This is a genomic window from Vibrio sp. RM-41-2B (assembly GCF_024744415.1).
GTDB lineage: Bacteria > Pseudomonadota > Gammaproteobacteria > Enterobacterales > Vibrionaceae > Vibrio > Vibrio diabolicus.
This window is the reverse complement of the sequence record NZ_JAMQWD010000056.1, coordinates 64,586-88,958: the sequence shown is the minus strand read 5'-3', so window position 1 is coordinate 88,958 and position 24,373 is coordinate 64,586. Positions and strand designations below refer to the sequence as shown.

The following is a 24,373-nucleotide window of genomic DNA, read 5'->3' as shown; positions in this document are numbered from 1 at the left end:
GTGAATATTCAAAAGACTGGGGAGTTGCTTATAGTGCTCTACTATTCTAGAGCTACCAATGCAGTGATTCTCATTGCTTCTTCATCATATCTAGCCTATAAATCCATTCTCAATACGTAAGCACGGTCACGCTCTATCTGTTAGTAGCGCTGTTCTTAGCTATAACCATACATGGCTTAAGAGGACGGATTTACCTACGGCGACAAATAGATGAATGGTTGTATTTTTGTATCTAGAGTGCGTTGGTTCATTTGAGTCGTGGGGGAATGCGAAATTCGTGAAAACAGAACTGTGCTGAAAAGGTGGATAAGATAAAGAGTTTAGAGAGAGATGAAAAAAATATCGTGGTATAGCCGGGGGGACTATACCACGGGTGTCAATGACACCTTCGCTTGCTGCCGGAGTGACATGTTGCCATGCCACCTCTGGAATTCATTTGAGAGGTTGCCCTCTCGATGGAGTAACTATACGAGAGGTTACTTATTTTTCTTATAAAAATAACGCCATGTTGATATGAGAAAAGCGACAAAGTTTTAACTTCCTATTAAATTGTTGTTTTGTATTGAATTTTTATTTTTGTCCTTTATTTGTGACATTTTTATTTCATTGATCGTGATTTTTAATTGTTAATTTTGACGTAAATAACGAGAGGAAATTTACGGAGTTGACGTTTGAAAGCATGAAAACATTTATGAAATCTTTGATTTCACACAAGGATTGAAGGGTTATAGAAGAGTAATATTGGCAGCCTAAACTCATTAAATAATAATATTTCTCATTAGCAATACTTTTAAGGGCCACTATGAAGTTATCAGAGATTAATCCTGGCGATACGGTGACGATTCGGTTGTTAGATGGTCTTTCATCAGATATCAGAAAGAAACTCATGGTAATGGGGCTGCTTCCCAATACAGAAGTCAAAGTGATTCGACGTGCTCCAATGGGCGATCCTTTACAAGTCGAAGTCCGTGGTGTGTCTGTCGCATTGCGAGAAACCATTGCTCAGAAAATTGAAGTGGAGCGAGTGTAATGCAATATCAAGTGCTTACCGTAGGTAATCCTAATAGTGGTAAAACGACGCTATTTAATGGTTTGACTGGCGCAAAACAGCAAGTTGGTAACTGGGCAGGCGTCACCGTTGAAAAGAAAACGGGACAATTCAAACATGCGGGTGACGAGTTTTTGCTCACTGACCTTCCTGGTATTTACTCGTTAGACAGTGGGAATGATAGCAATAGTATTGACGAATCCATTGCATCGCGTGCGGTTCTAACTCATCCTGCTGATCTCATTATCAACGTGGTTGATGCCACGAGTTTAGAGCGCAGCTTATATATGACGTTGCAACTTCGCGAACTTGGCCGTCCTATGATTGTTGTTCTCAACAAAATGGATGCACTAAAACGTGAACGTCAAATGATTAACGTTTCAGAGCTTGAGAAAACATTAGGTTGTCCTGTAGTAAGTTTATCTGCAACCAATAAAACTCAAGTTGCAGAGTTTAAAGAAAAACTTCATAAGTCCATCGTTCAAGGGATTGCGCTTAAAGAGCTATCTTTGCATTACGGTGAAAAGATGGAGTCGGCGATTCAAACTGTTTCCACACTTTTTAACGATCAAACCGTCGCCCATCGTGCATTAGCGATTCGTGCGCTTGAAAAAGACACGATGGTTCTCAATAGCCTTTCCGATATTGATAGAAGCAAAGTATTGGAAGTCACTGCGACTTTAGACTTGGATATCGATTTGCATGTCGCGGATACCAAGTACACATACCTGCATGAACAGTGTAAAAAAGTTCGCCGAAGCGAAGGCAAATTAAGCCGTAGTGTGACTGAAAAACTCGACCAGTTTATTTTGAACAAGTGGATTGGGATCCCATTCTTCTTTGTTGTTATGTACTTGATGTTTATGTTCTCGATTAACATCGGTAGTGCATTTATCGACTTTTTTGACATTGGTGTAGGCGCATTGCTGGTTGATGGTGGACACCACTTATTAGATGGTCACCTCCCCGTATGGCTAGTTACGGTGATTGCTGATGGTTTAGGCGGCGGTATTCAAACAGTTGCGACCTTTATCCCGGTCATAGCGTGTTTGTACTTATTCCTTGCTGTGCTTGAGAGCTCGGGTTACATGGCACGTGCTGCGTTTGTGCTTGATAAAGTGATGCAGAAAATCGGCTTGCCGGGTAAAGCGTTTGTCCCTTTGGTTCTTGGTTTTGGCTGTAACGTTCCGTCGATCATGGCAACGCGCACGCTAGACCAAGAGCGTGAGCGCAAGTTGGCTGCGTCGATGGCACCGTTTATGTCATGTGGTGCTCGCTTACCTGTGTACGCTTTATTTGCTGCCGCTTTCTTCCCAGGCTCTGGTCAAAACATTGTGTTTGCACTTTACCTACTTGGTATTGTCGCCGCGGTGTTTACCGGTTTGTTCCTCAAGCACACGCTGTATCCTGGCAGCAGTGATAGCTTGGTGATGGAAATGCCTGACTATGAGCTTCCAACGTTGCAGAACGTCGTGATCAAAACTTGGCAAAAACTTAAGCGTTTTGTATTGGGTGCAGGTAAAACCATCGTAGTGGTTGTTGCTATCTTGAGCTTCCTCAACTCGCTAGGAACTGACGGTACATTCGGTAATGAAGACAGTGATAAATCGGTTCTATCAAAAGCCGCTCAGGTTGTGACGCCAGTGTTTGCACCAATTGGTATTCAAGAGGATAACTGGCCAGCAACGGTTGGTATTATTACTGGTATCTTCGCGAAAGAGGCAGTCGTGGGCACATTGAACAGCTTATATACTACGCCAACCGATGGAGAGGATGCAGAATTTGATCTTATGGGTAGCCTAGAAGAAGCGGTGATGAGCATTCCTGAAAACCTAGCAGGGCTGAGTTATTCTGATCCGCTGGGGATTGACGTCGGTGATTTAGCGGATTCTCATGCAGTCGCAGAGGAGCAAGAAATCGATGAATCGATCTTTGGTAACATAAAAGAGAAATTTGTTTCTGGTCATGCTGCTTTTGCGTACCTAATTTTTATCTTACTTTACACTCCTTGTGTGGCTGCGATGGGTGCCTATGTTCGAGAATTCGGCAATAACTTTGCGCGCTTCATAGCGGTATGGACAATGGGGCTCGCGTACTTGAGTGCGACTTTCTATCATCAGCTTATGCATTTCGCTGATAGCCCTATCACCAGCGGCGTTTGGATTGCTGCAATTATTGCGATTTTCTTTGGCACGTACCGCGTTTTCAAGCGTGTAGGCAAGAAACATCAAGGCGAGTTTGAGGCGCAAGTCGTATGATTTTAAAAGAGCTTTATCAATATATTGCCGAAAAAGGAACGGTTTCCCAATCTGAGCTAGCAAAACAGTTCGGAATGAGTGAAGACGGTGCAGACGCCATGTTAAGTGTATGGATTAACAAAGGTCGCATTTCTCGCTTGGTAGATACAAATAAAGCTCATCATATAACGCGAATACGCTATGCAGTCACAAAGCACGATGGTTTGTCACTTACCGTAACCATGTAGTAGGAGCAATGAACCATCGCGCACAAACAACAAAGCCGCATCAGCAATGATGCGGCTTTTTACTTTCTACCTGAATTAAAAGTTATATAACGGTTACGCTTTACGGAAGATAGAGCTTAACGACAACACATTACGAATTCGGTTAAGAATCTCTTCTTGTTCTTCGTCAGTACGAAACTCTCCTTTTGTATTCCCCCAAACTGGTCCTGGCCATGCCATATCGTCTTTAAAGCGCGCAATATGGTGAATGTGCAGCTGTGGCACCATGTTACCTAGGGCGCCAAGGTTTAACTTGTCTGGGCGGAATGTCGCTTCGAGTGCTTGGCTTACCGCTTGAGATTCGAGCAAAAACTGTTGTTGCTCTTGCATTGGCAAGTGGTGTAGCTCTTTCAAATTTTCGCGTTTAGGCACCAAGATAACCCATGGCACAGCATTATCTTTATGAAGAAGCGCGACGCAAAGTGGGAAGTGACCAATCACCGAAGTGTCTTTTGCCAATTGAGGATGAAGTTCAAAACTCATTATTGCTGTCCGATTAATTTTTAGTTTGAATTAGTATACGACAGATAAAACAAAAGGTTGGCGCTTTCACGTCAACCTTTGTCATCATTTAGCTTGTGCTACTTAAGCTAACTACGTAAAAGCGGATTACATACGCTCTAGAGTATCGATACCCAGTAGAGACAGACCTTGCTTGATGGTCTTCGCTGTTAGCGCAGCTAGTTTCAGACGGCTTTGTTTCACTGCTTCGTCTTCAGCAACTAGGATAGGGCACGCTTCGTAGAAGCTAGAGAACTGACCTGCTAGTTCGAATAGGTAGCTACACATGATGTGTGGTTGGCCTTCGCGAGCAACAGATTGCACCGCTTCTTCGAACTGCATAAGTTTAGCAATAAGTGCTTTCTCTTTCTCATCAGTGATTTTGATGTCACCTTGGAGAGCATCCATAGCAACACCAGCTTTAGCGAAAATTGAAGCTACGCGAGTGTATGCATATTGCATGTATGGTGCTGTGTTACCTTCAAACGCTAACATGTTGTCCCAATCGAACACGTAGTCAGTCGTACGGTGTTTAGATAAGTCAGAGTATTTAACCGCTGCCATTGCAACTGTTTTAGAGATCTTCTCTTTTTCTTCTGCATCTAGTTCAGGGTTTTTAGATTCGATCAGCTGTGCTGCGCGAACTTCTGCTTCATCCAGAAGATCTGCCAAACGAACGGTACCACCCGCACGAGTCTTGAATGGCTTTCCGTCTTTACCCAGCATCATGCCGAACGCGTGGTGCTCAAGAGATACAGACTCAGGCACGTAGCCCGCTTTACGAACAATCGTCCAAGCTTGCATTAGGTGCTGGTGTTGACGTGAGTCGATGAAGTAAAGCACACGGTCTGCGCTTAGCTCTTCATAACGATATTTTGCACATGCGATATCTGTTGTTGTGTATAGGAAACCACCATCGCGTTTTTGAACGATAACGCCCATTGGTTCGCCATCTTTGTTCTTGTATTCATCTAGGAATACAACTTGCGCGCCATCATCTTCAACGGCAAGACCTTGTTCTTTTAGGTCCGCAACGATCTTAGGAAGCATGTCGTTGTACATGCTTTCGCCCATTACGTCGTCACGAGTCAGTGACACGTTTAGACGGTCGTAGTTGCGCTGGTTTTGGATCATGGTTACATCAACGAGTTTTTTCCACATTTCTGCACAGTACTCGTCACCGCTTTGCAGTTTTACCACGTAGTTTCGCGCCTTTACTGCGAACTCTTCATCTTCATCGTACAGCTTTTTAGACTCACGGTAGAAGCCTTCAAGGTCCGCAAGTTCCATAGAAACTTCGCCAGACTCTTGTTGTACACGCTCAAGGTTTGCGATAAGCATTCCGAACTGAGTACCCCAGTCGCCGATGTGGTTCGCGCGGATCACTTTGTGACCTAAGAACTCAAGCGTACGTACTACCGCATCACCGATGATGGTTGAACGTAGGTGACCTACGTGCATTTCTTTTGCTACGTTTGGTGCAGAGTAATCAGCGACGATGGTTTGTGCTTCTTCTTTAGCCACGCCAAGACGTTCGTCTGCTAGCGCCGCGTCGGCTTGTTTCGCAAGGAACTCTTCGCTTAGGAAAATGTTGATGAAACCAGGGCCAGCGATTTCTGTTTTGCTCGCAATACCATCTAGGTCTAGAACATCCAGTACTTTCTGTGCAAATTCTCGTGGGTTAGTACCCAGTTTTTTAGCAACGCCCATTACGCCGTTTGCTTGGTAATCACCAAATTGTGGCTTTGCTGATTGGCGAACGGCTGCAGGACTGCCTGCAGGTGCGCCAGCGGCTTCTAGAGCCTGAGATACTTTGTCATTAATAAGTGCTTGGATATTCACACGCGTTTCCTTCAATTCAAGGACAAAGAACTCGGCAATATGTACGCCGAGCTCTGTTAGAGTTCACAAAAATGGGGCTAATCATAACAACTTTATTGCTTTTCATACAGAGATGAATAGGCGAAATTTTTACTTTTTCGATTGAATGGAAATGTGGCTTAGTTTGCGTTTACTATTGCACTCAAAGTAATGAGATAAATCGCCCCATAAGAGACCCACAATGACGACTCAACTAGTTGAAAAGCGCCTAACGCCTGAATTGATGATCCAAGATCTGGACGCATTTATGGCGAAGATTGAAGAGCTTGCAACCCTGTTAAAACTGGATCTGAGCTTTGCTCAAGCTGACCATATTGCGCTGCGTATTAATGATACTGAAACAGCGAAAGCCGCGCATGAAGCATGGAATCAATACGGTAAGGTGATTTCACAAGCGAAAATAAACGGTCGCCCAATCATCGTTATCGAATTCGACAAAGCGTTGGAAAGCCGTGGCTGGAAGATTGAGTGTCTAGAGCTGCCATACCCTGCGGAAGGCAAAATCTACCCAAATGAAAGCTGGGAACATGTGGAGTTTGTGATTCCGTCTCATGCCGAAACCGCAGATGAGTTTCTTGCTGATTTGAAACACACTTACCCAGCGTTTGGCGCGCGTTTTGATGAGTTAAAAGAGCTGGGTGTAAAGAGCAAATTGTCGAGCCCGAAAGGGGAAGGCGAACGCTTGAACAACCCAACCGTGGCGTTTAAGTACCAAGGCATTTGTATCAAGCTGCACCCGCATTCACTTAAGCGTATTGTGGAGTCTGAGCAGGCGTAAAACGCTAGAGTGAAAATTGCTGAGTTGCGAGAGGCAAAAAGGGAGCCGAGGCTCCCTTTCGTAAGCGAATCACTATTTAGCCAGTGACTTGCTTTTTGGGTTGGTAATGGAAAGTTTTTTGCCTTTCAACTCTTCATCTAGAGTTAGTGTGAAAGTCTTTGGAAACGGCATTCGTTTACAATGATCCACTTTGTTCCTGACGATTGTGAGTAGGGCTTCCGTTGAAGAGTTTTGCTCTATTTTTAAGCTAAAGTCATCGTTCTTACTGCAGCCATTAGACTCGGCGATAAATGAAATTTGACTATCGCTAGCTTGGTACGCTTCTACCATGATTGCTTGGTGTTCAGACTCTTGACCTTGCTGCATTTCTGTATTTGCCGAGCAAGCGACTAAGCTGATTGAGCTCAAACCAAGCAGCATTGTTTTGAGTATATATTGCATCTTGTTATCCTTTTTTGCGACGCAGGAAAGGACCTGCAGCTAGCAACATCAATAGGCTAATCGAGAAGCTGCCGCCTGAACTCGATGTTTTTGTTACGCTGCTCTCGCTAGTGTTATCTGAACTAACTGACATCTTGATATTGCGAATATACGCTTGCGCGTTGTAACCACCGCTAAACTCGTAGTTTTTCAGATAAGCAAAAGTAACCGTGTTTGACTTCCGGTAAAGATCGATAGAAAGTTCATTGTACTCAAGAAGCTGGCGAGTGTAGTCATACTCTGGGCCATTGACGTAAACGACAAAAACATCGAAACCATCTGACAAGACTTTAAAGTCCATTGATAGTTTGCCTTTTGGAAGATCGGTTAAATGCAAGATGGATGCGCCAGCAGACGTTCCCATGTCTGCTGATTGAAGTTCACCATTTTCAGCGGTCCAAGCGTGTTCATTGGTGTACACGTTTGCGCCAGCTAGCGTAACGGCACTGCTCAATGAGCTGCTTGCTTTATCAATACCACTATATATTAAGGTAGTCGAAAGTTTAGATAGTTTCGGATGATCAGTAGAGACTTCAATCGTTTCAACTGAGTGCGAGTAGCTTGGGTAGTAGCCTACCGTAATTTGACAGCTCTGAGATGGTGCCAGTGTCGCAGTACAGGTATTTTTGGCGAGGCTGATTCCGCTTGTTAGGGTAACGCCCGTGATGTTAATTGGCGTATTCACCTCGTCATTACGAATAGTAAAGGTCTCTTGCTGCGCTTTTCGCTCAACGAAATGAAGATCTCGATACTGAGTGTAGCTGATAGTATTACGATGACTATCTATCCAGCCGTTGTGCTGAAAATGAGCGACGTTTGCGTAAACACCATAAGCATTTGGTTGAGCACATCCATCACCCCAACTGACCACCCCTAATAATTTGTTGATGCCGTTATCGTCAACGATGAGCGGACCGCCGCTATCTCCTTGGCAGCTATCTTTACCTCCCCAATAGTATCCGGCGCAAATGCCGTCATCTGATACATTAGAGTAGTTTCCTGGTAGGTTTTGGCAGGTAGCTCGATCTACGTATTCCAAATCAACTTGTTGTAAAACGGTTGGGTATACTCGGTCTGTCGTGGACGTATTTCCCCATCCAGCTACGTGCAACTTGTCTCCCACACGTACGCTATCTAAAAGTTCTGGCGTTGCCAGATCGATAGTCGCGCTATCGACATTGCGTTCTAATTCGATAAGAGCGATGTCATTGTTCGTTGTATTGCTGTTATATTCATTATGTGAATAGATATTGTTAACCGCGATGCGCTGCGCGTGAGACTCGTTGTTTTGATCATAAAGACCAAGAGCGATATCAATATCGTCCGCATTAAGACCTTCCACACAGTGCGCAGCAGTTAATACGTATTTTCCACCAAGGAAACTACCGCCGCAGAAGTGACCAATAGATGTTGGCTGTCCTTTACGGACCAGTGAAGCAATAAACTTCCAGTCGGAAGTATTAGCTGGCTCGCCGCCAATAATGCGAGTGGATACATCATTCTGAACAGGCTTAAGAGTATCTGCGATTGTGGTTGCAGGCAAAGTCAGCCCAATCAGAAAAGCCACTAACGTTTTTTTCATTTTAATTCCGTAATATTAACGTGGTTTATTATAAGGGGACCAAATGATAAACGGAATCATTCTCGTTGTAACTAGTGCGGAGGGATTACAGGATCACTGTTTTATTTCCATAAACAAAAACGTGGTCATTGATCACTTTATTCAAAGCCTTACTCAATACGTTCTTCTCTACATCGCGTCCTGCTTGCGCCATATCTTGGGCATTGAATGTATGGTCGACAGGAATGACGTCTTGCTTGATGATCGGCCCTTCATCTAAATCATTAGTCACGAAGTGTGCCGTTGCACCGATGATTTTCACACCGCGATCGTAAGCTTGTTGATATGGCTTAGCGCCAATAAAAGCAGGTAAGAAGCTGTGATGAATATTAATGATTTTGTGGTGGTATTTCTCAACAAACGTCGGCGTCAATACGCGCATGTATTTAGCTAACACCAAAAAGTCAGCATCGTATTGATCGATCACTTCTAGCATCTTCTGCTCGTGTTCTTCACGGCTAAGGTTTTCATGGGTCACGTGGTGGTAAGGAATGTCGAAGCGTTCAGTGAGAGTTTGCAGTTTGTCGTAATTCCCTACCACAGCGGCGATCTCAACATCTAGGCTTCCGTCGTAGGTTTTCATCAGAATATCGCCTAAACAATGCGCTTCTTTTGTGACGAGAATGACGATGCGCTTACGGCGAGAGCCAACCAATTTACGCTTAGCACCTTGCGGGAGTGCTTGGTCCAAATCGGCAAGAAACGTTTGATCGTTGAAGTATCCCTCAAGCTCCGTCCTCATGAAAAAGTGGCCACTGGTATTATCAACAAATTCGTTATTGTGAACGATGTTGAGTTGGTGCTTGTAACAGATGTTAGTGATTTTCGAGATGAGACCCGGGGCGTCAGAACAGTGGGTCAACAGTGTTTTCTTTTCCATAAATCAGGTACTTCCATGCATTAATATTTTAGCGTACGAATTTGTTATTATTCCCAGGCGGGTGTAACTGTACTGCCATGTTTCACCATAAATAATCTATTCTTACGTTGGTTTCAACAAAATATCCGTGTGTCGCCGCAAGCTGGTCAGATTGTGGGCTGATGTCACTCCTATTCCTCTGATATACTCTCGATAATTTTTCAAACTCAATACCAAGCATGATCGCAAAAACTTTTTCCTCTGATGGCGCATTAGGTAAGGCCATTCCGGGCTTTCAAGCTCGTCAGCCACAAATCGATATGGCGGAAGCCGTCAGTAGTGCGATCAAAGATCAAACCCAGTTAGTGGTGGAGGCAGGAACCGGAACTGGTAAGACCTTCGCATACCTAGTCCCTGCGCTGTTGAGTGGTAAAAAAGTGATCATCAGTACAGGTTCGAAAAACTTGCAAGAGCAGTTGTACCATCGTGACTTACCACTTATGGTCAATGCGCTTGGTTTTTATGGCCAAGTTGCATTATTAAAAGGGCGTTCTAACTATCTGTGTTTGGATCGCTTGAGCCGCCAAATGGTCGAAAGCCATACTAATGAATCTGACCCGACGCTATTAACTCAATTGGTTAAAGTGCGTGCTTGGTCATCAGAAACCAAAACAGGTGACCTTGGTGATTGTGATGATCTACCTGAAGACAGCATGATCATTCCGACCATCACTTCAACCAATGATAACTGTTTAGGTAAAGAGTGTCCGAGCTACACCGATTGCTTTGTATTGAAAGCGCGTAAGCGAGCCATGGATTCCGACATTGTTGTGGTGAACCATCACTTATTTCTTGCTGACTTAGCGATCAAAGAAACAGGATTTGGCGAACTGATCCCAGAAGCCGATGTGTTTATTTTTGATGAAGCTCATCAGTTGCCAGATATTGCGAGCGAATATTTCGGCCAGTCAGTATCAAGTCGCCAAATTCACGATCTTGCCAAAGATATTGAAATAGCCTACCGCACCGAAGCCAAAGATATGCGTCAATTGCAAAAAGTGGGCGACAAACTCATGCAAAGCGCAATGGACATGCGGATTGTACTGGGTGAGCCAGGCTTTCGTGGCAACTGGCGTGAGGCGTTGCAATCAGGCTCTATTAAGCGAGAATTATTGCGCTTAACTGATAGCCTCGAATTGGCGATTGATGTTCTCAAAATAGCCTTAGGGCGCAGTCAATTACTGGATACCGCCTTTGAACGAGCCAATTTGATCAAAGGCCGCATCGACCGGGTATGTGATGTCGATATTACTGGTTACTCATACTGGTATGATACCTCGCCTCGTCATTTCGCTCTGCACATTACGCCTCTTTCTGTCGCGGACAAGTTCCATGAGCAAATAGAGATTAAACAAGGCGCGTGGATTTTCACGTCAGCAACTCTAGCCGTATCGGGCGACTTCAAGCACTTTACTGAGCGCCTTGGCCTCAAGCCTACAAAGCAATTTTCTCTGCCGTCCCCCTTTGATTATCAAAAACAAGCGCGCCTTTGTGTGCCAAGGTATCTGCCAGAGCCAAACAGTAACGGCTTAGCGGATAAGTTAGTCCGAATGCTTGCTCCGGTGATTGAAGAAAATGATGGTCGCTGCTTCTTTTTATGTACCTCGCACAGCATGATGCGTGAGCTCGGTGAGAAGTTCCGAGAAGTACTTGAGCTGCCTGTGTTAATGCAAGGGGAGATGAGTAAGCAGAAAACCTTGGCGGAGTTTATGGAACTGGGTAACGCTTTACTCGTGGCGACAGGCGCTTTCTGGGAAGGGATTGATGTTAGAGGTGATGCGCTGAGCTGTGTTATTATCGACAAATTACCGTTTACCGCCCCTGACGATCCGTTACTCAAAGCCCGTATCGAGGATTGTCGATTACGTGGCGGTGAACCATTTGCTGAAGTACAAATCCCGGATGCAGTGATTACGTTAAAGCAGGGAGTAGGGCGATTAATTCGAGATCAGAAGGATCACGGTGCGTTGATCATTTGTGATAATCGCCTTGTCACGCGAGACTACGGTGGTATTTTCCTCGGAAGCCTACCACCTATCCCAAGAACGCGAGACTTAGATGGAATCAAAGCATTCCTGAAAACAGAACAATCTGTCACAGACGCAAGTGCTGAGGCATAACCCAATAAATGAGAGTTGTAGAGAGTTAAATGAGCGCAAAAATTCTTGCTATCGATACAGCGACTGAAAACTGTTCAGTTGCGTTGTTGGCTAATGATCAAGTGATTTCACGTAGCGCGGTTGCACCACGCGATCACACCAAAAAAGTACTGCCAATGGTTGATGAAGTACTAAAAGAAGCTGGCCTGACTCTACAAGAGCTAGATGCGTTAGCGTTTGGACGTGGTCCAGGTAGCTTTACTGGCGTTCGTATCGGTATTGGTATCGCACAAGGTTTGGCGTTCGGTGCTGACTTACCTATGATCGGCGTTTCAACGCTGGCTGCGATGGCTCAAGGTAGCCATCGTTTACACGGTGTGACCAATGTCGCTGTTGCCATTGATGCACGTATGAGTGAAGTTTATTGGGCGCGCTATTCTCGTCAAGACAATGGTGAATGGGTTGGTATTGATGAAGAGTGTGTTATTCCACCAGCACGTCTAACTGAAGAAGAACAAGCAGACGACAAAACGTGGACGACAGCAGGCACGGGTTGGGATGCCTACCAAGAAGCGTTAGCAGATTTACCGTTTAACTTGACGCATGGTGAGGTTCTGTACCCTGATTCACAAGACATCGTGATTCTTGCTGAACAAGAATTTAAAAAGGGTAATACTGTGCCGGTAGAAGATTCTAGCCCAGTTTATCTACGCGATAATGTGACATGGAAAAAACTTCCTGGTCGCGAATAGTCCGTTTTTCATTAACCTGACAAAAAGCAGGGCGTTTGCCCTGTATTTTTATGGAGTGCTATGGCGTCGATTAATGGCTTGCCTCCTTCTTTGATTCCCGGTGCAAATCGCACTAATAAAGTCAGCAAAAAGAAGCAGGTAGATAAATCACAAACAAAGCAGCCTGTAGGTCAGCCTTCAAAGGTTGCTAACGCTGTGGCGCACTCCATAAAACACGTGGATGAGTCCCAAATTCACCGAGCTCAAGTGCAATATGACCTTCCCGAAGGGAGTGCATGTAAAGCGATGGAGCAGTACATGGATGTCATGAATCGAGCTAAAAAAGAGGAACTGGCTCAGTTACTTGGTGTCGATATTTACGTGTGAGTACTTTCCCCCAAACAGGGATTACTAATATGAAAGGTGGTTTATGAAGGTTTTTGGACGGTTTTTTCTCGCATTATTTGCTACGGTTGGTTTGTCTGCGTGTAGCTCGTTGCCAGAGGAGCTAAATGCAAGCACAGAATTGGTCGTTACAGACTATAAAGCTTTTGCTGAGTCTCAGGGGCAAGTGAGTGAAGATGTTCGCCTTGGTGGAATCATCGCTAAAGTGGATAACTTTAAAGATAAAACGCGTCTAGAGATTGTAAATCTTCCAATCAGTAAGTCTGGTAAACCTGATATTGATGAAGAGCCTACGGGACGTTTTGTCACCTATTTTGATGGTTATTTAGAGCCTGTTGCCTTTAGTGAAGGTCGCTTGTTGACGGTTGTAGGTACAGGCGCCGGAGAAGAAGAAGGAAAGATTGGTGAGCACGAATACGTATTCCCGATCATTAAGGGGCAAGGCTACCGTTTGTGGAAAATTGAAGAACGTGTACGCATGTATGATTCGCCAACCTACTTTTACCCATGTTACTCGATTAACTGCCGCATGTGGCGTAATGATTTCCCACAAGACGGTAAAGTGATAAAACAGGTCAAATAATCTGCGATGCATGAGCGTCAATTCGAGCTTCCTGCCGGCAAAATGGCAGCCCTTGAGATAGGGAACGAGAAAACGGCTGACTTGTCAGTCGTTTTTCTTCATGGATGGTTAGATAATGCAGGTAGCTTTAAAGCGCTCATGGAGCAGTTGAATCAACTTAATCCTCACTTACACCTCCTTGCTATCGACCATTTTGGTCACGGTTTATCGAGTCATAAATCTCACGATAATTATTATCCCTTTCACGACTATATTGCCGATTTATATCAGCTGTTGGACGAATTATCACCAAACAGACTGATATTAGTAGGGCATTCACTTGGTGCTTTAATCGCAAGTTGCTATAGTGCTGCGTTTCCAGAGCAGGTCGAAGCTCTTGTGCAAATAGAGGGAGCAGGACCTCTTACTGAAGATCCTACTAACAGTTTGCCTCGTCTTCGCGATGGCGTTTTAAGTCGAATAAGACAGCAAAACAAGCCAGAGCGAAGCATTACCTCCTTCGATCTGGCGTTAAAATTACGCATGCAAGCCAACCAATTAACCGCTGAGCAGCTTCTGCCGATAGTCGAGCGCGGAACAGAGCAGCGAGGAGGTAAATGGTATTGGCGGCATGATACCAAGTTAAAATGTGCGTCGCTTTACCGAATGGCGCAAGCGCATGCTAACTCGATTACCAGCCAAATACGTTGTCCTCATTTGATCGTATTAGGCGATCAAGGATTTCAGAATTTACCATCTAACCAAGCTGATTGGGGAGAGAACCCGCCGCAAGTGGTTTCTGTCAAGGGTGGTCATCACTGTCATTTAGAGCAAATACTCGAGGTCGCAACGCGAATTCTTGGTGTAGTTAACAAAATTTAAACAAGTGTTTGAGAGTTGCGTGCTCAAGCACGTTCGCTGTGCTGTAATAGCTTTCAAAATAAAAAGGACGCTATTTTTTAGCCAGTTATAAACGAGGAGTAACATCGTGGATAAACCATGGCTTTCACGTTATCCAAGTGACGTACCTGAAACCATTAATCCAGAGCAATATGAGTCTTTGGTAGAAATGTTTGAGCAGTCTGTACAAAAATATGCAGACCAACCAGCATTCATGAACATGGGCTCGGTTATGACCTTCCGTAAATTGGAAGAGCGTAGTCGCGCATTCGCAGCGTATCTGCAAAACGAGTTAAAACTGCAAAAGGGTGACCGTGTTGCTCTGATGATGCCAAACCTACTGCAATACCCAGTGGCGTTGTTTGGTATTTTGCGTGCAGGTTGTATCGCCGTAAACGTTAACCCACTTTACACTCCTCGTGAACTTGAACACCAATTGAATGACTCAGGTGCGACGACGATTGTGATTGTATCTAACTTTGCGAACACGCTAGAACAAATCGTCGATAAAACACCAGTTAAACACGTGGTGTTAACCAGCCTTGGTCAAATGCTGCCACGAGCGAAAGGTACGATTGTCGATTTTGTCGTGAAGTACGTTAAGGGCATGGTGCCTAAGTACGATTTACCTGGTGCAATCTCAATGCGTCAGGCTCTACGTAAAGGTCGTCGTCTACAATACGTTAAACCGTTTATGTCTGGGGATGACATCGCATTCCTGCAATACACGGGCGGTACGACAGGCGTCGCGAAAGGTGCGATTCTGACTCACCGTAATATGATTGCGAACGTTTTACAGGCGAAAGGCGCGTACGGGCCGGTTTTATCTCCTGGCCGTGAATTGGTCGTGACAGCGCTACCGCTGTATCACGTATTTGCTCTTACCGTAAACTGTTTACTGTTTGTCGAAATGGGTGGCCGTAACCTACTTATTACCAATCCTCGAGATATTCCAGGATTCGTAAAAGAGCTACAAAAGCATCCGTTTACTGCGATTACGGGCGTGAACACCTTATTTAATGCTTTGATCAACAACGAAGACTTCCACGAGTTGGATTTCAGTAACCTACGTTTAGCTGTTGGCGGCGGCATGGCAGTGCAGCGCTCAGTAGCAGAAAGATGGCAAAAGACCACGGGGTGTTACCTACTAGAAGGTTACGGCCTAACCGAGTGTTCTCCATTGGTTGCGGCATACCCGCATGACCTTGTTGAATACAATGGATCGATTGGTCTGCCGGTGCCATCAACGGAAGTTCGCATTGTGGACGAAGAAGGCAACGCTCTTGCGAATACTGAAACTGGTGAACTTCAAGTTCGTGGTCCTCAGGTTATGCAAGGCTACTGGCAACGACCTGAAGCAACGAAAGATACGATCAACGAAGACGGTTGGCTATCAACGGGCGACATTGTTAAGTTCGATGATGAAGGCTTCCTGCACATCGTTGACCGTAAGAAAGACATGATTTTAGTATCAGGCTTTAATGTTTACCCGAACGAAATCGAAGACGTTGTAGCGCTACACGGCAAAGTCCTTGAAGTGGCCGCTATTGGTCAACCGCACGAAGTCTCTGGTGAATTAGTGAAGATCTATGTCGTGAAACGCGACCCGAGCTTGACCAAAGATGAAGTGATTACGCATTGTCGTCAGCACTTAACTGGCTACAAAGTGCCGAAGTTGGTTGAGTTCCGTGAAGACCTCCCTAAAACCAATGTCGGTAAGATCTTGCGTCGTGTTCTGCGTGAAGAGAACGACGCTGAACTTGCGAAGAAAAGCGCATAAGCCGATTTCGTCGAGTCGAAAGATTTAAAAAATGATAGAATGCCAGCGTTTTGCTGGCATTTTTTATAGCGAGAAGTATGTGAACTATCAAATTATTACTAAAAACAAAGACCTAGAAGAGGTTTGCACTCATGCCCGAGAGGCAGACGTAGTGATGCTGGATACCGAATTCGTTCGTATTCGCACTTTCTACCCGCAGTTAGGTCTGATTCAGCTTTTCGATGGTAATCGCCTCTCGCTGATTGATCCGACTGAATTAACGGATATGACGCCGTTTGTAGCGCTATTAAAAGATACTTCTGTGCTAAAAGTGCTGCACGCATGTGGTGAAGATTTAGAAGTTTTCCAAAACGCTTTTGGTTGTACACCATTCCCTATGGTGGATACGCAGCTGATGGCCGCTTTTCTCGGTCACGGCCTATCGACAGGCTTCGCATCGCTGGTGGAAGAATATTTAGGCGTAGAGCTCGACAAAAGTGAATCACGTACCGACTGGATGGCTCGTCCACTGACACAAAAGCAATTAGATTATGCTGCCGCAGATGTTCATTACTTGTTACCGTTATACGAAAAGCTGTTCGATAAGGTGACGCAAGCAGGTTGGTGGGAAGCTGTACAGCAAGAAAGTGATTTACTCGTTTCGAAACGTATTCGCGTAACCAATGAAGAGAATGCCTACCTTGATATTAAGGGCGCTTGGCAATTAAAACCTTCTGAGCTGGCGATTTTAAAGCCATTGGCGACGTGGCGTTATCGTGAAGCAATCAAACGAGATTTAGCGCTGAACTTTATCTTCAAAGAAGGTGATCTATTAACGGTCGCTCGTCTTGGTTTAACGAACTTTAAGAAGATGGAAGCAGAAGATATTGATATCCGAGCGATTAACCGCCATGGCGCGAAGATTGCCGCGATTGTTAAACAAGCGAAGCAAACACCTTCTGAAGAGTATCCTGCGAAAATTGAGCGTTTAATGGACTATCCGGGTTACAAGCAGGTCTTCAAAAATATGAAAGACTTGGTGAAATCGGCTTCGCAGAAGTCAGGTTTAGCCACGGAGTTCCTTGCCTCTAAAAAGCAGATCAATCAGTTGATCAGTTGGGTTTGGAAAAAAGATCGTGACCCAGAAGTATTGCCTGATTTGATGCAAGGGTGGCGTTTGGATTTACTCGGCGACAAGATGAACAAAGCATTAAAGTAATGAAAGATGAAAAAGGTTGGCCTCGATGCCAACCTTTTTCGTTCTAATTAGAGCATTCGTCTTGCGAGAGAAACTGATTACTTTTCTTCGTCTGGTAGCTTCACATTCAGCTCAAGAACTGAGATATCGTCGTCTTTGTGCTCAAATGTTAAGTCAACCATATTTGGATCAATTGCCACGTACTTGCTGATCACCTTCAAGATGTCTTCTTTTAATTGAGGCAAGTAAGACGGCGCAGGATCATTTTGGCTGCGGCGCTCTGCGACAATGATTTGCAAACGCTCTTTAGCTAGATTCGCAGAAGTTTTCTTCTGTGGACGGAAAAATTCTAATAATGACATGTCTAGCCTCCAAAGAGTCGTTTAAAGAGTCCTTTCTTCTCCTCAGTAAGGAAACGAAATTCAACCTGATTGCCTAATAAGCGATCAACGGTGTCAGAATAAGCCATACCCGCATCGGTGTTATCGTCAAAAGTGACTGGAACACCTTTGTTTGACGCGTTAAGTACGGCTTGGCTTTCTGGAATCACGCCCAATAGTGGAATATGCAAGATCTCCTCTACGTCTTCAACGCTTAGCATTTCGCCTTGAGTGACGCGAGATGGGTTGTAGCGAGTCAGTAGCAGGTGCTGTTTTACTGGCTCTAGCCCTTGTTCTGCACGCAGGGACTTAGAATCTAAAATACCGAGAATGCGGTCAGAGTCACGCACAGAAGAGACTTCTGGATTCGTTGTGACAATGGCTTCATCGGCGTAGTACAAGGCCATTAATGCGCCTTGCTCGATACCTGCTGGTGAATCACAAATAATGAAATCAAAGCCCATTTCATCAAGTTCGCCGAATACGCGCTGAACACCATCTTTTGTCAGTGCGTCTTTATCACGAGTTTGAGAAGCAGGAAGAATGAATAGGTTGTCCGTGCGCTTATCTTTGATCAGCGCTTGGTTTAATGTCGCTTCGCCGTTAATGACGTTTACAAAGTCATACACGACACGGCGCTCACAGCCCATGATTAGGTCGAGGTTACGCAAACCGATATCAAAATCGATCACCGCGGTCTTTTTTCCCTTCAGAGCTAGACCAGAGGCGATGGCTGCGCTTGAAGTGGTTTTACCAACGCCACCTTTACCAGACGTTACTACAATAATGCGTGCCATTTTTTTTCCTTTTTAGATTAAATCGCGAGAACTTCTAAATGTAATGATTCATCGGCTTTACTGATCATTACTTTCTTTTGCCAGTACTCGCTTTCAATTTGATCGCTTAACCAGTAGTCTCCCGCAATGGATACCAGTTCTGCTTGTAAATCGTGGCAAATAATACGCGCTTCCTGCTGACCACTTGCGCCTGCAATCGCACGGCCTCGAAGTGTGCCATGGATATGAATAGAGCCGTCAGCGATGACTTCAGCACCAGCACTTACGTGCGCTAACACCACCAAATCACCATCTTTCGCGTAGATCTGTTGTCCTGATCGAACAGGCGTGCGAACTACTTTCGTTGGTGCCATTTTGGCTGGCGCCTGGCTTGGTGATTTGCTTGCCGACATAATGGCGAAGCCAGCTTCGGAAGCAAGATTTTGTACACGCTTGTCTTTACAGCCCGTTACACCGACCGGAATAAAACCAGCATCTGAGATGCCTTGTTTAAGCTTAGGGAAATCAATGTCGCCTTGTACTTTTGCTATATTGATTACCAAAGGCGCGGATGCAAAAAAAGAAGGTGCTTGAGAAACTTTTTCTTGCAAAAATTCGACAGTCTTTGCGATCTCATTGTCAGAAAGGTGTAAAACTGACAATGTAAAACTGCTACCTTTAAGGTCTGGTGAATGGGTCATCGTGGACTTCTTGCCTTTATTGAAAGAGCGTTGCCTTAAACTAGGTCTGTCATGTTATATTTCATCCTTTGACGCAGCAAGTTCTCTCGTGGGCAAATAGGTGAATTAATCTCAAATTTGCTATTAAGTTTGCGAGAATTTGACGTTTTCAACCTAATCCGCACTCAACGCGGCTAAATCAGCATAAAAGGCGTGTCATGCTTTGTTCTATTTATAAAAGCTCGAAAAAAGAAGGTACTTATCTCTATATTCCGAAAAAGGATGATTTTTCACAGGTTCCTGACACCTTAATGCAGATGTTCGGTAAGCCTATCGCTGTTATGACGATTAAACTTGATGGCCGTAAATTGGCACAAGTTGATATCGAAAAAGTGAAGGCTTCATTGCAAAATGATGGCTTCTTTTTGCAGGTTCCGCCTCCGCCGGAGAACCTACTAGAAAAGTACAAAGAACAAAAAGCCCAGCAGAAAGGCGAATAACGTCATCGTTTTTCATCTGGGATTTCTGCCTTGCTCAAGGAGGGCAATATGAAAAAAATACTGGCTACCATGCTTAGCGTTGGTGTGTGTACCTCGGCTTTTGCAAGTAGCGAGGGTTTCGATGAATACTTGAATAAGCTGCGTGCTGAAGCGCGTGATAAAGGTATCTCAGAGCAGGTCATTAGTGCTGCTTTTGCGAATGTTGAGTACAAGCCTCGAGCAGTAAAAGCGGACCGAAACCAGCCAGAGAAGAAACTGACGTTGGATGAATACATTCCTCGCGCGGTGCCTGAATGGAAGGTGAAGCAAGCAAGACAACTCTATAAAGAGCATTACACCGAGCTAAAGCGTATAGGCGATGAGTACGGTGTGCAGCCTCGCTTTATCGTGGCGCTGTGGGGTGTAGAAAGTAACTTTGGTAAATTTACGGGTAACTTCAAAGTGATTGACGCGTTGTCGACAATGGCATTTGAAGGTCGTCGTGAAGAGTTTTTCCGTAAAGAGACCATGTCGGCATTGCAGATCCTCGATCAAGGCCATATCGAGCTAGATAATTTTAAAGGTTCTTGGGCTGGTGCGATGGGACAGTGTCAATTTATGCCAAGCTCTTTCCTACGTTTTGCCGCTGACGGCAACGGGGATGGTAAAAAAGACATTTGGCAATCTGAAGCCGACGTATTTGCATCAACCGCTAACTATTTGAGCAAGTCCGGCTGGGATGACAAATACACTTGGGGTCGCCAAGTGAAAGTTCCTAAAGGCATTGATCGCAGCTTAGAAGGGCGCACAGCTGAAAAAGGTAAATACCTTCAGGAGTGGAGCAAACTTGGCATCACAAAATACGACGGTAGTCCGTTGCCAAAACTGGATGAAGACATCAAAGCATGGTTGATCATGCCGGACGACGAAAATGGTCGTACGTATCTGGTTTACAATAACTACAACGTACTGATGAAGTGGAACCGCTCTTACTACTTCGCACTCGCCGTGAGTCACTTGGCTGACCGAATTAAATACTGAGCTGTTATCAAATAATCACTTGGCATCCAGTATTCAATATGAGGGCTCTTCGGAGTCCTTTGTTTTTCCTATAATCAAATCGAGGTAAAGCGTGTTATCTGAACGTGCTGCACAAATGGTGATCTTCTCCGCTCTTCTTAAACATAAAAGTTTCACGGCTGCTGCAAAGAGCTTAGGCGTGTCGGTGTCTCATGTGAGTAAGCAGTTGAGCCAGCTAGAAGCGTCTCTTGGTATCAAGCTTGTTCAACGCACTACGCGAAGCTTTACGCCGACTGAGGCAGGAAAAACCTTTTTTCATCACTGTGAGCAAGTAGTACAAGCGGTGAGCAGTGCTACATTAGAGATGGAAACCCAGCGGGATGAAGTGGCAGGCTTAGTGCGTCTTGGTTTGTCGCAATCATTCGGTACCTTGCACATTATCCCTGCAATTCAAGAGTTGCGCGAACTGTATCCTCAACTTCAAGTGGAGGTGCATTTGTTTGACTATAAAGTCGATATGTTAGCCGAAGGACTCGATTTATGGGTGACTAACAACGAGCATTTGCCTGAAGGCTACATTGCGCAGCGTTTGACGGATTGCCAGTTTGTTGTAGCGGCATCACCAGATTACTTATTGAAACATGATACGCCAACAGAGCCGGATGATTTGTCTTCTCATAACTGTCTTATATACAGAAGCTGGGAGCGTGACTATACGGGGTGGGCATTTACTAAAGATCAGCAGGAGTTGAACGTAAAAGTTTCGGGCAACTATTCAGTGGATCTGGCTGAAGCCGTTCGGGATGCCGCTATTGCAGGTTGGGGCATTGCCTACCTTGCCACTTACTTACTGGGTGATGAATTTAGGACGGGTAAGTTAATACAATTGTTACCGGACTGGAAAGCAAGCCAGTCGATGCCGTTTTATGCGGTGTATCCAAGCCGCCAACATATGCCCAAAAAAATATCCGCAGTGATTAACTTCATCAAACAGAAGATCGGTAACCCGTGTCATTGGGATCAACGTCTAGCATCTTACATCTCTATTCCTAAGTAACAGGATCAATAACGTTATTGAACGGCACATAAGGTGATTCACTTCACAAAAATTTTTCCTGAACCAGAAACATCTTTTCCATATAGAAATAATAAAAATAAGCAAACGTTTATATTTATATAATTCAATGCCTTATAATTAAGGTTAATTATTGGGCGCTTAAACTTTTCACACTGTTAACATCCTCAACTTGCAGCATTTTGAGTCCACTATACAATCCGGTGCCTTCCATATCCCCCTTCTGTCGGATTCATTTTATGAACTCAATTATTGGTATCGTAGCCATACTATTCGTAGCATGGCTACTTTCTACAAATAGAAAAAATATAGAGCTGAGAACAGTGTCGTTTGCGTTTGCTTTGCAGGTACTGTTTGCGTTGTTGGTTTTATATGTACCAGCAGGACGAGATGCGCTGAATTCAGTGAGCAGCGTAGTGTCGAATTTGATCAACTATGGTCAAGAGGGCATTGCGTTTTTATTCGGTAATTTGGCGACAGGGGGCTTCACCTTTGCGATCAATGTTCTGGGTATCATCGTTTTCTTTTCCTCCCTTATCTCAGGTCTTTATCACATTGGCGTAATGCCAAGAATCATCAACTTTATCGGTGGCGGTATTCAAAAGCTGCTGGGTATCGGTCGTGCGGAGTCTTTGTCTGCTACGGCGAATATCTTTGTTGGCACCATTGAAGCGCCTTTGATGGTGAAGCCTTACCTAAAACACATGACTGACTCGCAGTTCTTTGCGGTGATGACAGGTGGTTTGGCTTCTGTTGCTGGTGGAACGTTGGTCGGTTACGCGTCACTGGGCGTTGACCTTAACTACCTGATCGCTGCTGCATTTATGTCGGCACCTGCGGGCTTGCTGATGGCAAAAATTTTAATGCCAGAAGATACGGATAAAGCAGCAGATATCGACATTAGCCAAGTTGAAATTCCACGTGCAACCAACGTAGTAGAAGCATTAGCCGATGGTGCCATGGCGGGTGTACGCATTGCTGTATCGGTAGGTGGTACGCTATTGGCGTTCATCAGTGTCATTGCAATGTTAAACGGCATGCTAGGCTGGATAGGTGATCTTATTGGGACACCATTAAGTTTTGAGCTCATCCTAGGTTTTGTGTTTGCGCCAGTCGCTTGGTTATTAGGTGTACCATGGCAAGAAGCAACCACAGCAGGCTCGCTGATTGGTAATAAGATTGTGGTGAATGAGTTCGTCGCTTTCATCCAGCTTGCAGAAGTGAAATCTCAACTTAGTGAACACTCACAAGCAATCGTGACGTTTGCTTTGTGTGGCTTTGCAAACATCTCAAGCATGGCGATGCTGATTGGTGGGTTGGGCTCATTGGTACCAGAAAAGCGTGCATTTGTTTCTAAACATGGTTTCCGTGCGATTATCGCTGGTGTCATGGCGAACTTAATGAGCGCTTCGATTGCGGGCGTGATTTTAAGCCTGTAATTGAAATAGATATCTAAAATTAGCAAAAAGGCTCCTTGCGGAGCCTTTTTCGTATCTGAAGTTTACGTTATTTGTCTGTGTGGAACTGCTCGCAAGCGAGCATCGTGTTCTCAATCAAGCTTGCGACGGTCATTGGGCCAACACCACCAGGGACAGGAGTAATAAAGCTCGCACTTTCACGTGCTTTATCGTATTCCACGTCGCCAACTAGCTTGCCTGAATCAAGACGGTTAATGCCGACATCGATAACCACTGCACCTTTCTTAATCCACTCTCCAGGGATGAAGTTTGGCTTACCAACCGCAACTACGACAACGTCAGCTTGATGCACATGACTCTCTAGGTCTTTGGTAAAACGGTGACATGTTGTCGTTGTACAGCCCGCAAGCAGCAGCTCAAGTGTCATAGGACGACCAACAATGTTTGATGCACCAACCACAACAGCATGTTTGCCACGAAGCTCTATGTTGTAACGGTCTAGTAGGGTAATGATGCCCTTTGGCGTGCAAGAGCGAAGCTTTGGAATACGTTGTGCAAGACGACCAACGTTGTAAGGGTGGAAGCCATCCACGTCTTTCTCTGGGTGAATGCGCTCTAAAACATGTGTTGTGTCGATGCCCGCAGGAAGGGGTAATTGCACTAGAATGCCGTCAATTTCATCATCGTTGTTTAATTCATCAATCAGCGCTAGTAACTCTTCTTCTGAGCTAGACGCAGGAAGGTCAAAAGACTTAGAAACAAACCCAACTTCTTCACATGCGCGGCGTTTGCTACCGACATAAACCTGAGAAGCAGGATCTTCACCAACTAGAACCACTGCTAAACCAGGAGCACGTAGCCCAGCTTCAACACGAGCTTTAACACGTGCTGCCACTTCGGATCGAACAGTTTGGGAAATGAGAGTTCCGTCTATATTTTGAGCAGTCATGACTTTCCTTATAAATTAAGAAGGCAAATTATCTGCGGCGCATTGTCGCAGAATTTCTTATTAACATCCATACGCAAACGTTTGCTTTGTGGTGTTTTTGAACATTAAGCGTTTTGATGGACTTTTTTTAGGCATTCAGATCAGAATGTTATGAAAACCCGTTGATTTACCCGTTTGAACTCGTATAATC

General features: G+C 44.8%; 24 protein-coding genes. 15 read left to right on the top strand and 9 right to left on the bottom strand.

Going from position 1 to position 24,373, the window contains the following annotated elements:
* Nucleotides 1-802: 802 nt before the first annotated feature.
* From NB463_RS23340 to NB463_RS23330, 3 genes are read left to right on the top strand one after another with little or no spacing between them, the layout of a single operon-like run.
* The gene (locus NB463_RS23340; RefSeq protein WP_005382190.1) at nt 803-1,030 is read left to right on the top strand and encodes a FeoA family protein; all 228 of its coding nucleotides are present in this window, start codon (nt 803-805) and stop codon (nt 1,028-1,030) included.
* On the top strand, nt 1,030-3,306 hold the full coding sequence (gene feoB, locus NB463_RS23335; protein ID WP_046874245.1) for a Fe(2+) transporter permease subunit FeoB: 2,277 nt from the start codon (nt 1,030-1,032) through the stop codon (nt 3,304-3,306). The genes NB463_RS23340 and feoB overlap by 1 nt, the downstream gene beginning before the upstream one ends.
* Complete coding sequence (locus tag NB463_RS23330; RefSeq protein ID WP_005396058.1) at nt 3,303-3,533, top strand: FeoC-like transcriptional regulator; 231 nt, start codon at nt 3,303-3,305, stop codon at nt 3,531-3,533. Before feoB ends, NB463_RS23330 begins: the two co-directional genes overlap by 4 nt.
* 93 nt (nt 3,534-3,626) lie before the next feature.
* On the opposite strand, the gene NB463_RS23325 is transcribed toward NB463_RS23330, so the two are convergent.
* Together NB463_RS23325 and argS are read right to left on the bottom strand one after the other, a co-directional pair.
* The gene (locus NB463_RS23325; protein WP_012842045.1) at nt 3,627-4,055 is read right to left on the bottom strand and encodes an HIT family protein; all 429 of its coding nucleotides are present in this window, start codon (nt 4,053-4,055) and stop codon (nt 3,627-3,629) included.
* Nucleotides 4,056-4,181: 126 nt separating this feature from the next.
* A complete protein-coding gene (argS, locus tag NB463_RS23320; RefSeq protein WP_012842044.1) occupies nt 4,182-5,915 on the bottom strand; it encodes an arginine--tRNA ligase in 1,734 nt (577 codons plus the stop codon).
* Nucleotides 5,916-6,135: 220 nt separating this feature from the next.
* Between argS and NB463_RS23315 the strand changes: the two genes are divergently transcribed.
* Complete coding sequence (locus NB463_RS23315) at nt 6,136-6,732, top strand: VOC family protein (RefSeq protein ID WP_012842043.1); 597 nt, start codon at nt 6,136-6,138, stop codon at nt 6,730-6,732.
* A gap of 72 nt (nt 6,733-6,804) precedes the next feature.
* Here the strand turns inward: NB463_RS23315 and NB463_RS23310 are convergent, their stop codons facing one another.
* The 3 genes from NB463_RS23310 to purU form a co-directional block, all read right to left on the bottom strand.
* Complete coding sequence (locus NB463_RS23310) at nt 6,805-7,173, bottom strand: hypothetical protein (RefSeq protein WP_258431640.1); 369 nt, start codon at nt 7,171-7,173, stop codon at nt 6,805-6,807.
* A gap of 4 nt (nt 7,174-7,177) precedes the next feature.
* Nucleotides 7,178-8,794, bottom strand: coding sequence for a trypsin-like serine protease (locus tag NB463_RS23305; protein WP_258431639.1), 1,617 nt, complete (start codon nt 8,792-8,794; stop codon nt 7,178-7,180).
* 85 nt (nt 8,795-8,879) lie between these two features.
* Nucleotides 8,880-9,713 carry a formyltetrahydrofolate deformylase gene (gene purU, locus NB463_RS23300; protein ID WP_005382206.1) on the bottom strand — a complete coding sequence of 278 codons (834 nt, stop codon included), beginning with the start codon at nt 9,711-9,713 and terminating at the stop codon, nt 8,880-8,882.
* A gap of 218 nt (nt 9,714-9,931) precedes the next feature.
* Between purU and NB463_RS23295 the strand changes: the two genes are divergently transcribed.
* From NB463_RS23295 to rnd, 7 genes are all read left to right on the top strand, one after another.
* The gene (locus tag NB463_RS23295) at nt 9,932-11,872 is read left to right on the top strand and encodes an ATP-dependent DNA helicase (RefSeq protein ID WP_145532349.1); all 1,941 of its coding nucleotides are present in this window, start codon (nt 9,932-9,934) and stop codon (nt 11,870-11,872) included.
* Nucleotides 11,873-11,901: 29 nt separating this feature from the next.
* On the top strand, nt 11,902-12,603 hold the full coding sequence (gene tsaB / locus NB463_RS23290) for a tRNA (adenosine(37)-N6)-threonylcarbamoyltransferase complex dimerization subunit type 1 TsaB (protein WP_258431638.1): 702 nt from the start codon (nt 11,902-11,904) through the stop codon (nt 12,601-12,603).
* A gap of 60 nt (nt 12,604-12,663) precedes the next feature.
* Entirely contained in the window at nt 12,664-12,969 is a 306-nt protein-coding gene (locus NB463_RS23285; protein ID WP_258431637.1) for a chromosome partitioning protein ParA, read from the top strand.
* A gap of 43 nt (nt 12,970-13,012) precedes the next feature.
* The gene (locus NB463_RS23280; RefSeq protein WP_145532347.1) at nt 13,013-13,570 is read left to right on the top strand and encodes a Slp family lipoprotein; all 558 of its coding nucleotides are present in this window, start codon (nt 13,013-13,015) and stop codon (nt 13,568-13,570) included.
* A gap of 6 nt (nt 13,571-13,576) precedes the next feature.
* Nucleotides 13,577-14,431, top strand: coding sequence for an alpha/beta fold hydrolase (locus tag NB463_RS23275; protein ID WP_258431636.1), 855 nt, complete (start codon nt 13,577-13,579; stop codon nt 14,429-14,431).
* A 106-nt stretch (nt 14,432-14,537) separates the two neighbouring features.
* Nucleotides 14,538-16,229, top strand: coding sequence for a long-chain-fatty-acid--CoA ligase FadD (gene fadD, locus NB463_RS23270; RefSeq protein ID WP_005396044.1), 1,692 nt, complete (start codon nt 14,538-14,540; stop codon nt 16,227-16,229).
* 79 nt (nt 16,230-16,308) lie between these two features.
* Complete coding sequence (gene rnd, locus NB463_RS23265; RefSeq protein ID WP_031777213.1) at nt 16,309-17,427, top strand: ribonuclease D; 1,119 nt, start codon at nt 16,309-16,311, stop codon at nt 17,425-17,427.
* Between the two features lie 77 nt (nt 17,428-17,504).
* Here rnd and minE read toward each other — a convergent pair whose 3' ends face one another.
* From minE to minC, 3 genes are read right to left on the bottom strand one after another with little or no spacing between them, the layout of a single operon-like run.
* Entirely contained in the window at nt 17,505-17,768 is a 264-nt protein-coding gene (gene minE / locus NB463_RS23260; RefSeq protein ID WP_005388332.1) for a cell division topological specificity factor MinE, read from the bottom strand.
* Nucleotides 17,769-17,770: 2 nt separating this feature from the next.
* Nucleotides 17,771-18,583, bottom strand: coding sequence for a septum site-determining protein MinD (gene minD, locus NB463_RS23255; protein WP_005388331.1), 813 nt, complete (start codon nt 18,581-18,583; stop codon nt 17,771-17,773).
* Between the two features lie 17 nt (nt 18,584-18,600).
* Nucleotides 18,601-19,263, bottom strand: coding sequence for a septum site-determining protein MinC (minC, locus tag NB463_RS23250; RefSeq protein ID WP_005382304.1), 663 nt, complete (start codon nt 19,261-19,263; stop codon nt 18,601-18,603).
* 197 nt (nt 19,264-19,460) lie between these two features.
* Between minC and NB463_RS23245 the strand changes: the two genes are divergently transcribed.
* The 4 genes from NB463_RS23245 to NB463_RS23230 all read left to right on the top strand — a co-directional run bounded on the left by NB463_RS23245 (nt 19,461) and on the right by NB463_RS23230 (nt 23,255).
* Entirely contained in the window at nt 19,461-19,742 is a 282-nt protein-coding gene (locus NB463_RS23245; protein WP_005382303.1) for a YcgL domain-containing protein, read from the top strand.
* Nucleotides 19,743-19,790: 48 nt separating this feature from the next.
* Nucleotides 19,791-20,762: a lytic murein transglycosylase gene (locus NB463_RS23240; protein WP_048626139.1), complete on the top strand. Its 972-nt coding sequence runs from the start codon at nt 19,791-19,793 to the stop codon at nt 20,760-20,762.
* 91 nt (nt 20,763-20,853) lie between these two features.
* Nucleotides 20,854-21,798 carry a LysR family transcriptional regulator gene (locus NB463_RS23235; protein WP_124008631.1) on the top strand — a complete coding sequence of 315 codons (945 nt, stop codon included), beginning with the start codon at nt 20,854-20,856 and terminating at the stop codon, nt 21,796-21,798.
* Between the two features lie 257 nt (nt 21,799-22,055).
* Nucleotides 22,056-23,255 (top strand): NupC/NupG family nucleoside CNT transporter, encoded by a 1,200-nt coding sequence (locus NB463_RS23230; RefSeq protein ID WP_258431635.1) that lies wholly within the window; start codon nt 22,056-22,058, stop codon nt 23,253-23,255.
* 67 nt (nt 23,256-23,322) lie between these two features.
* Here the strand turns inward: NB463_RS23230 and folD are convergent, their stop codons facing one another.
* Entirely contained in the window at nt 23,323-24,183 is an 861-nt protein-coding gene (gene folD / locus NB463_RS23225; RefSeq protein WP_258431634.1) for a bifunctional methylenetetrahydrofolate dehydrogenase/methenyltetrahydrofolate cyclohydrolase FolD, read from the bottom strand.
* Nucleotides 24,184-24,373 lie beyond the last annotated feature (190 nt).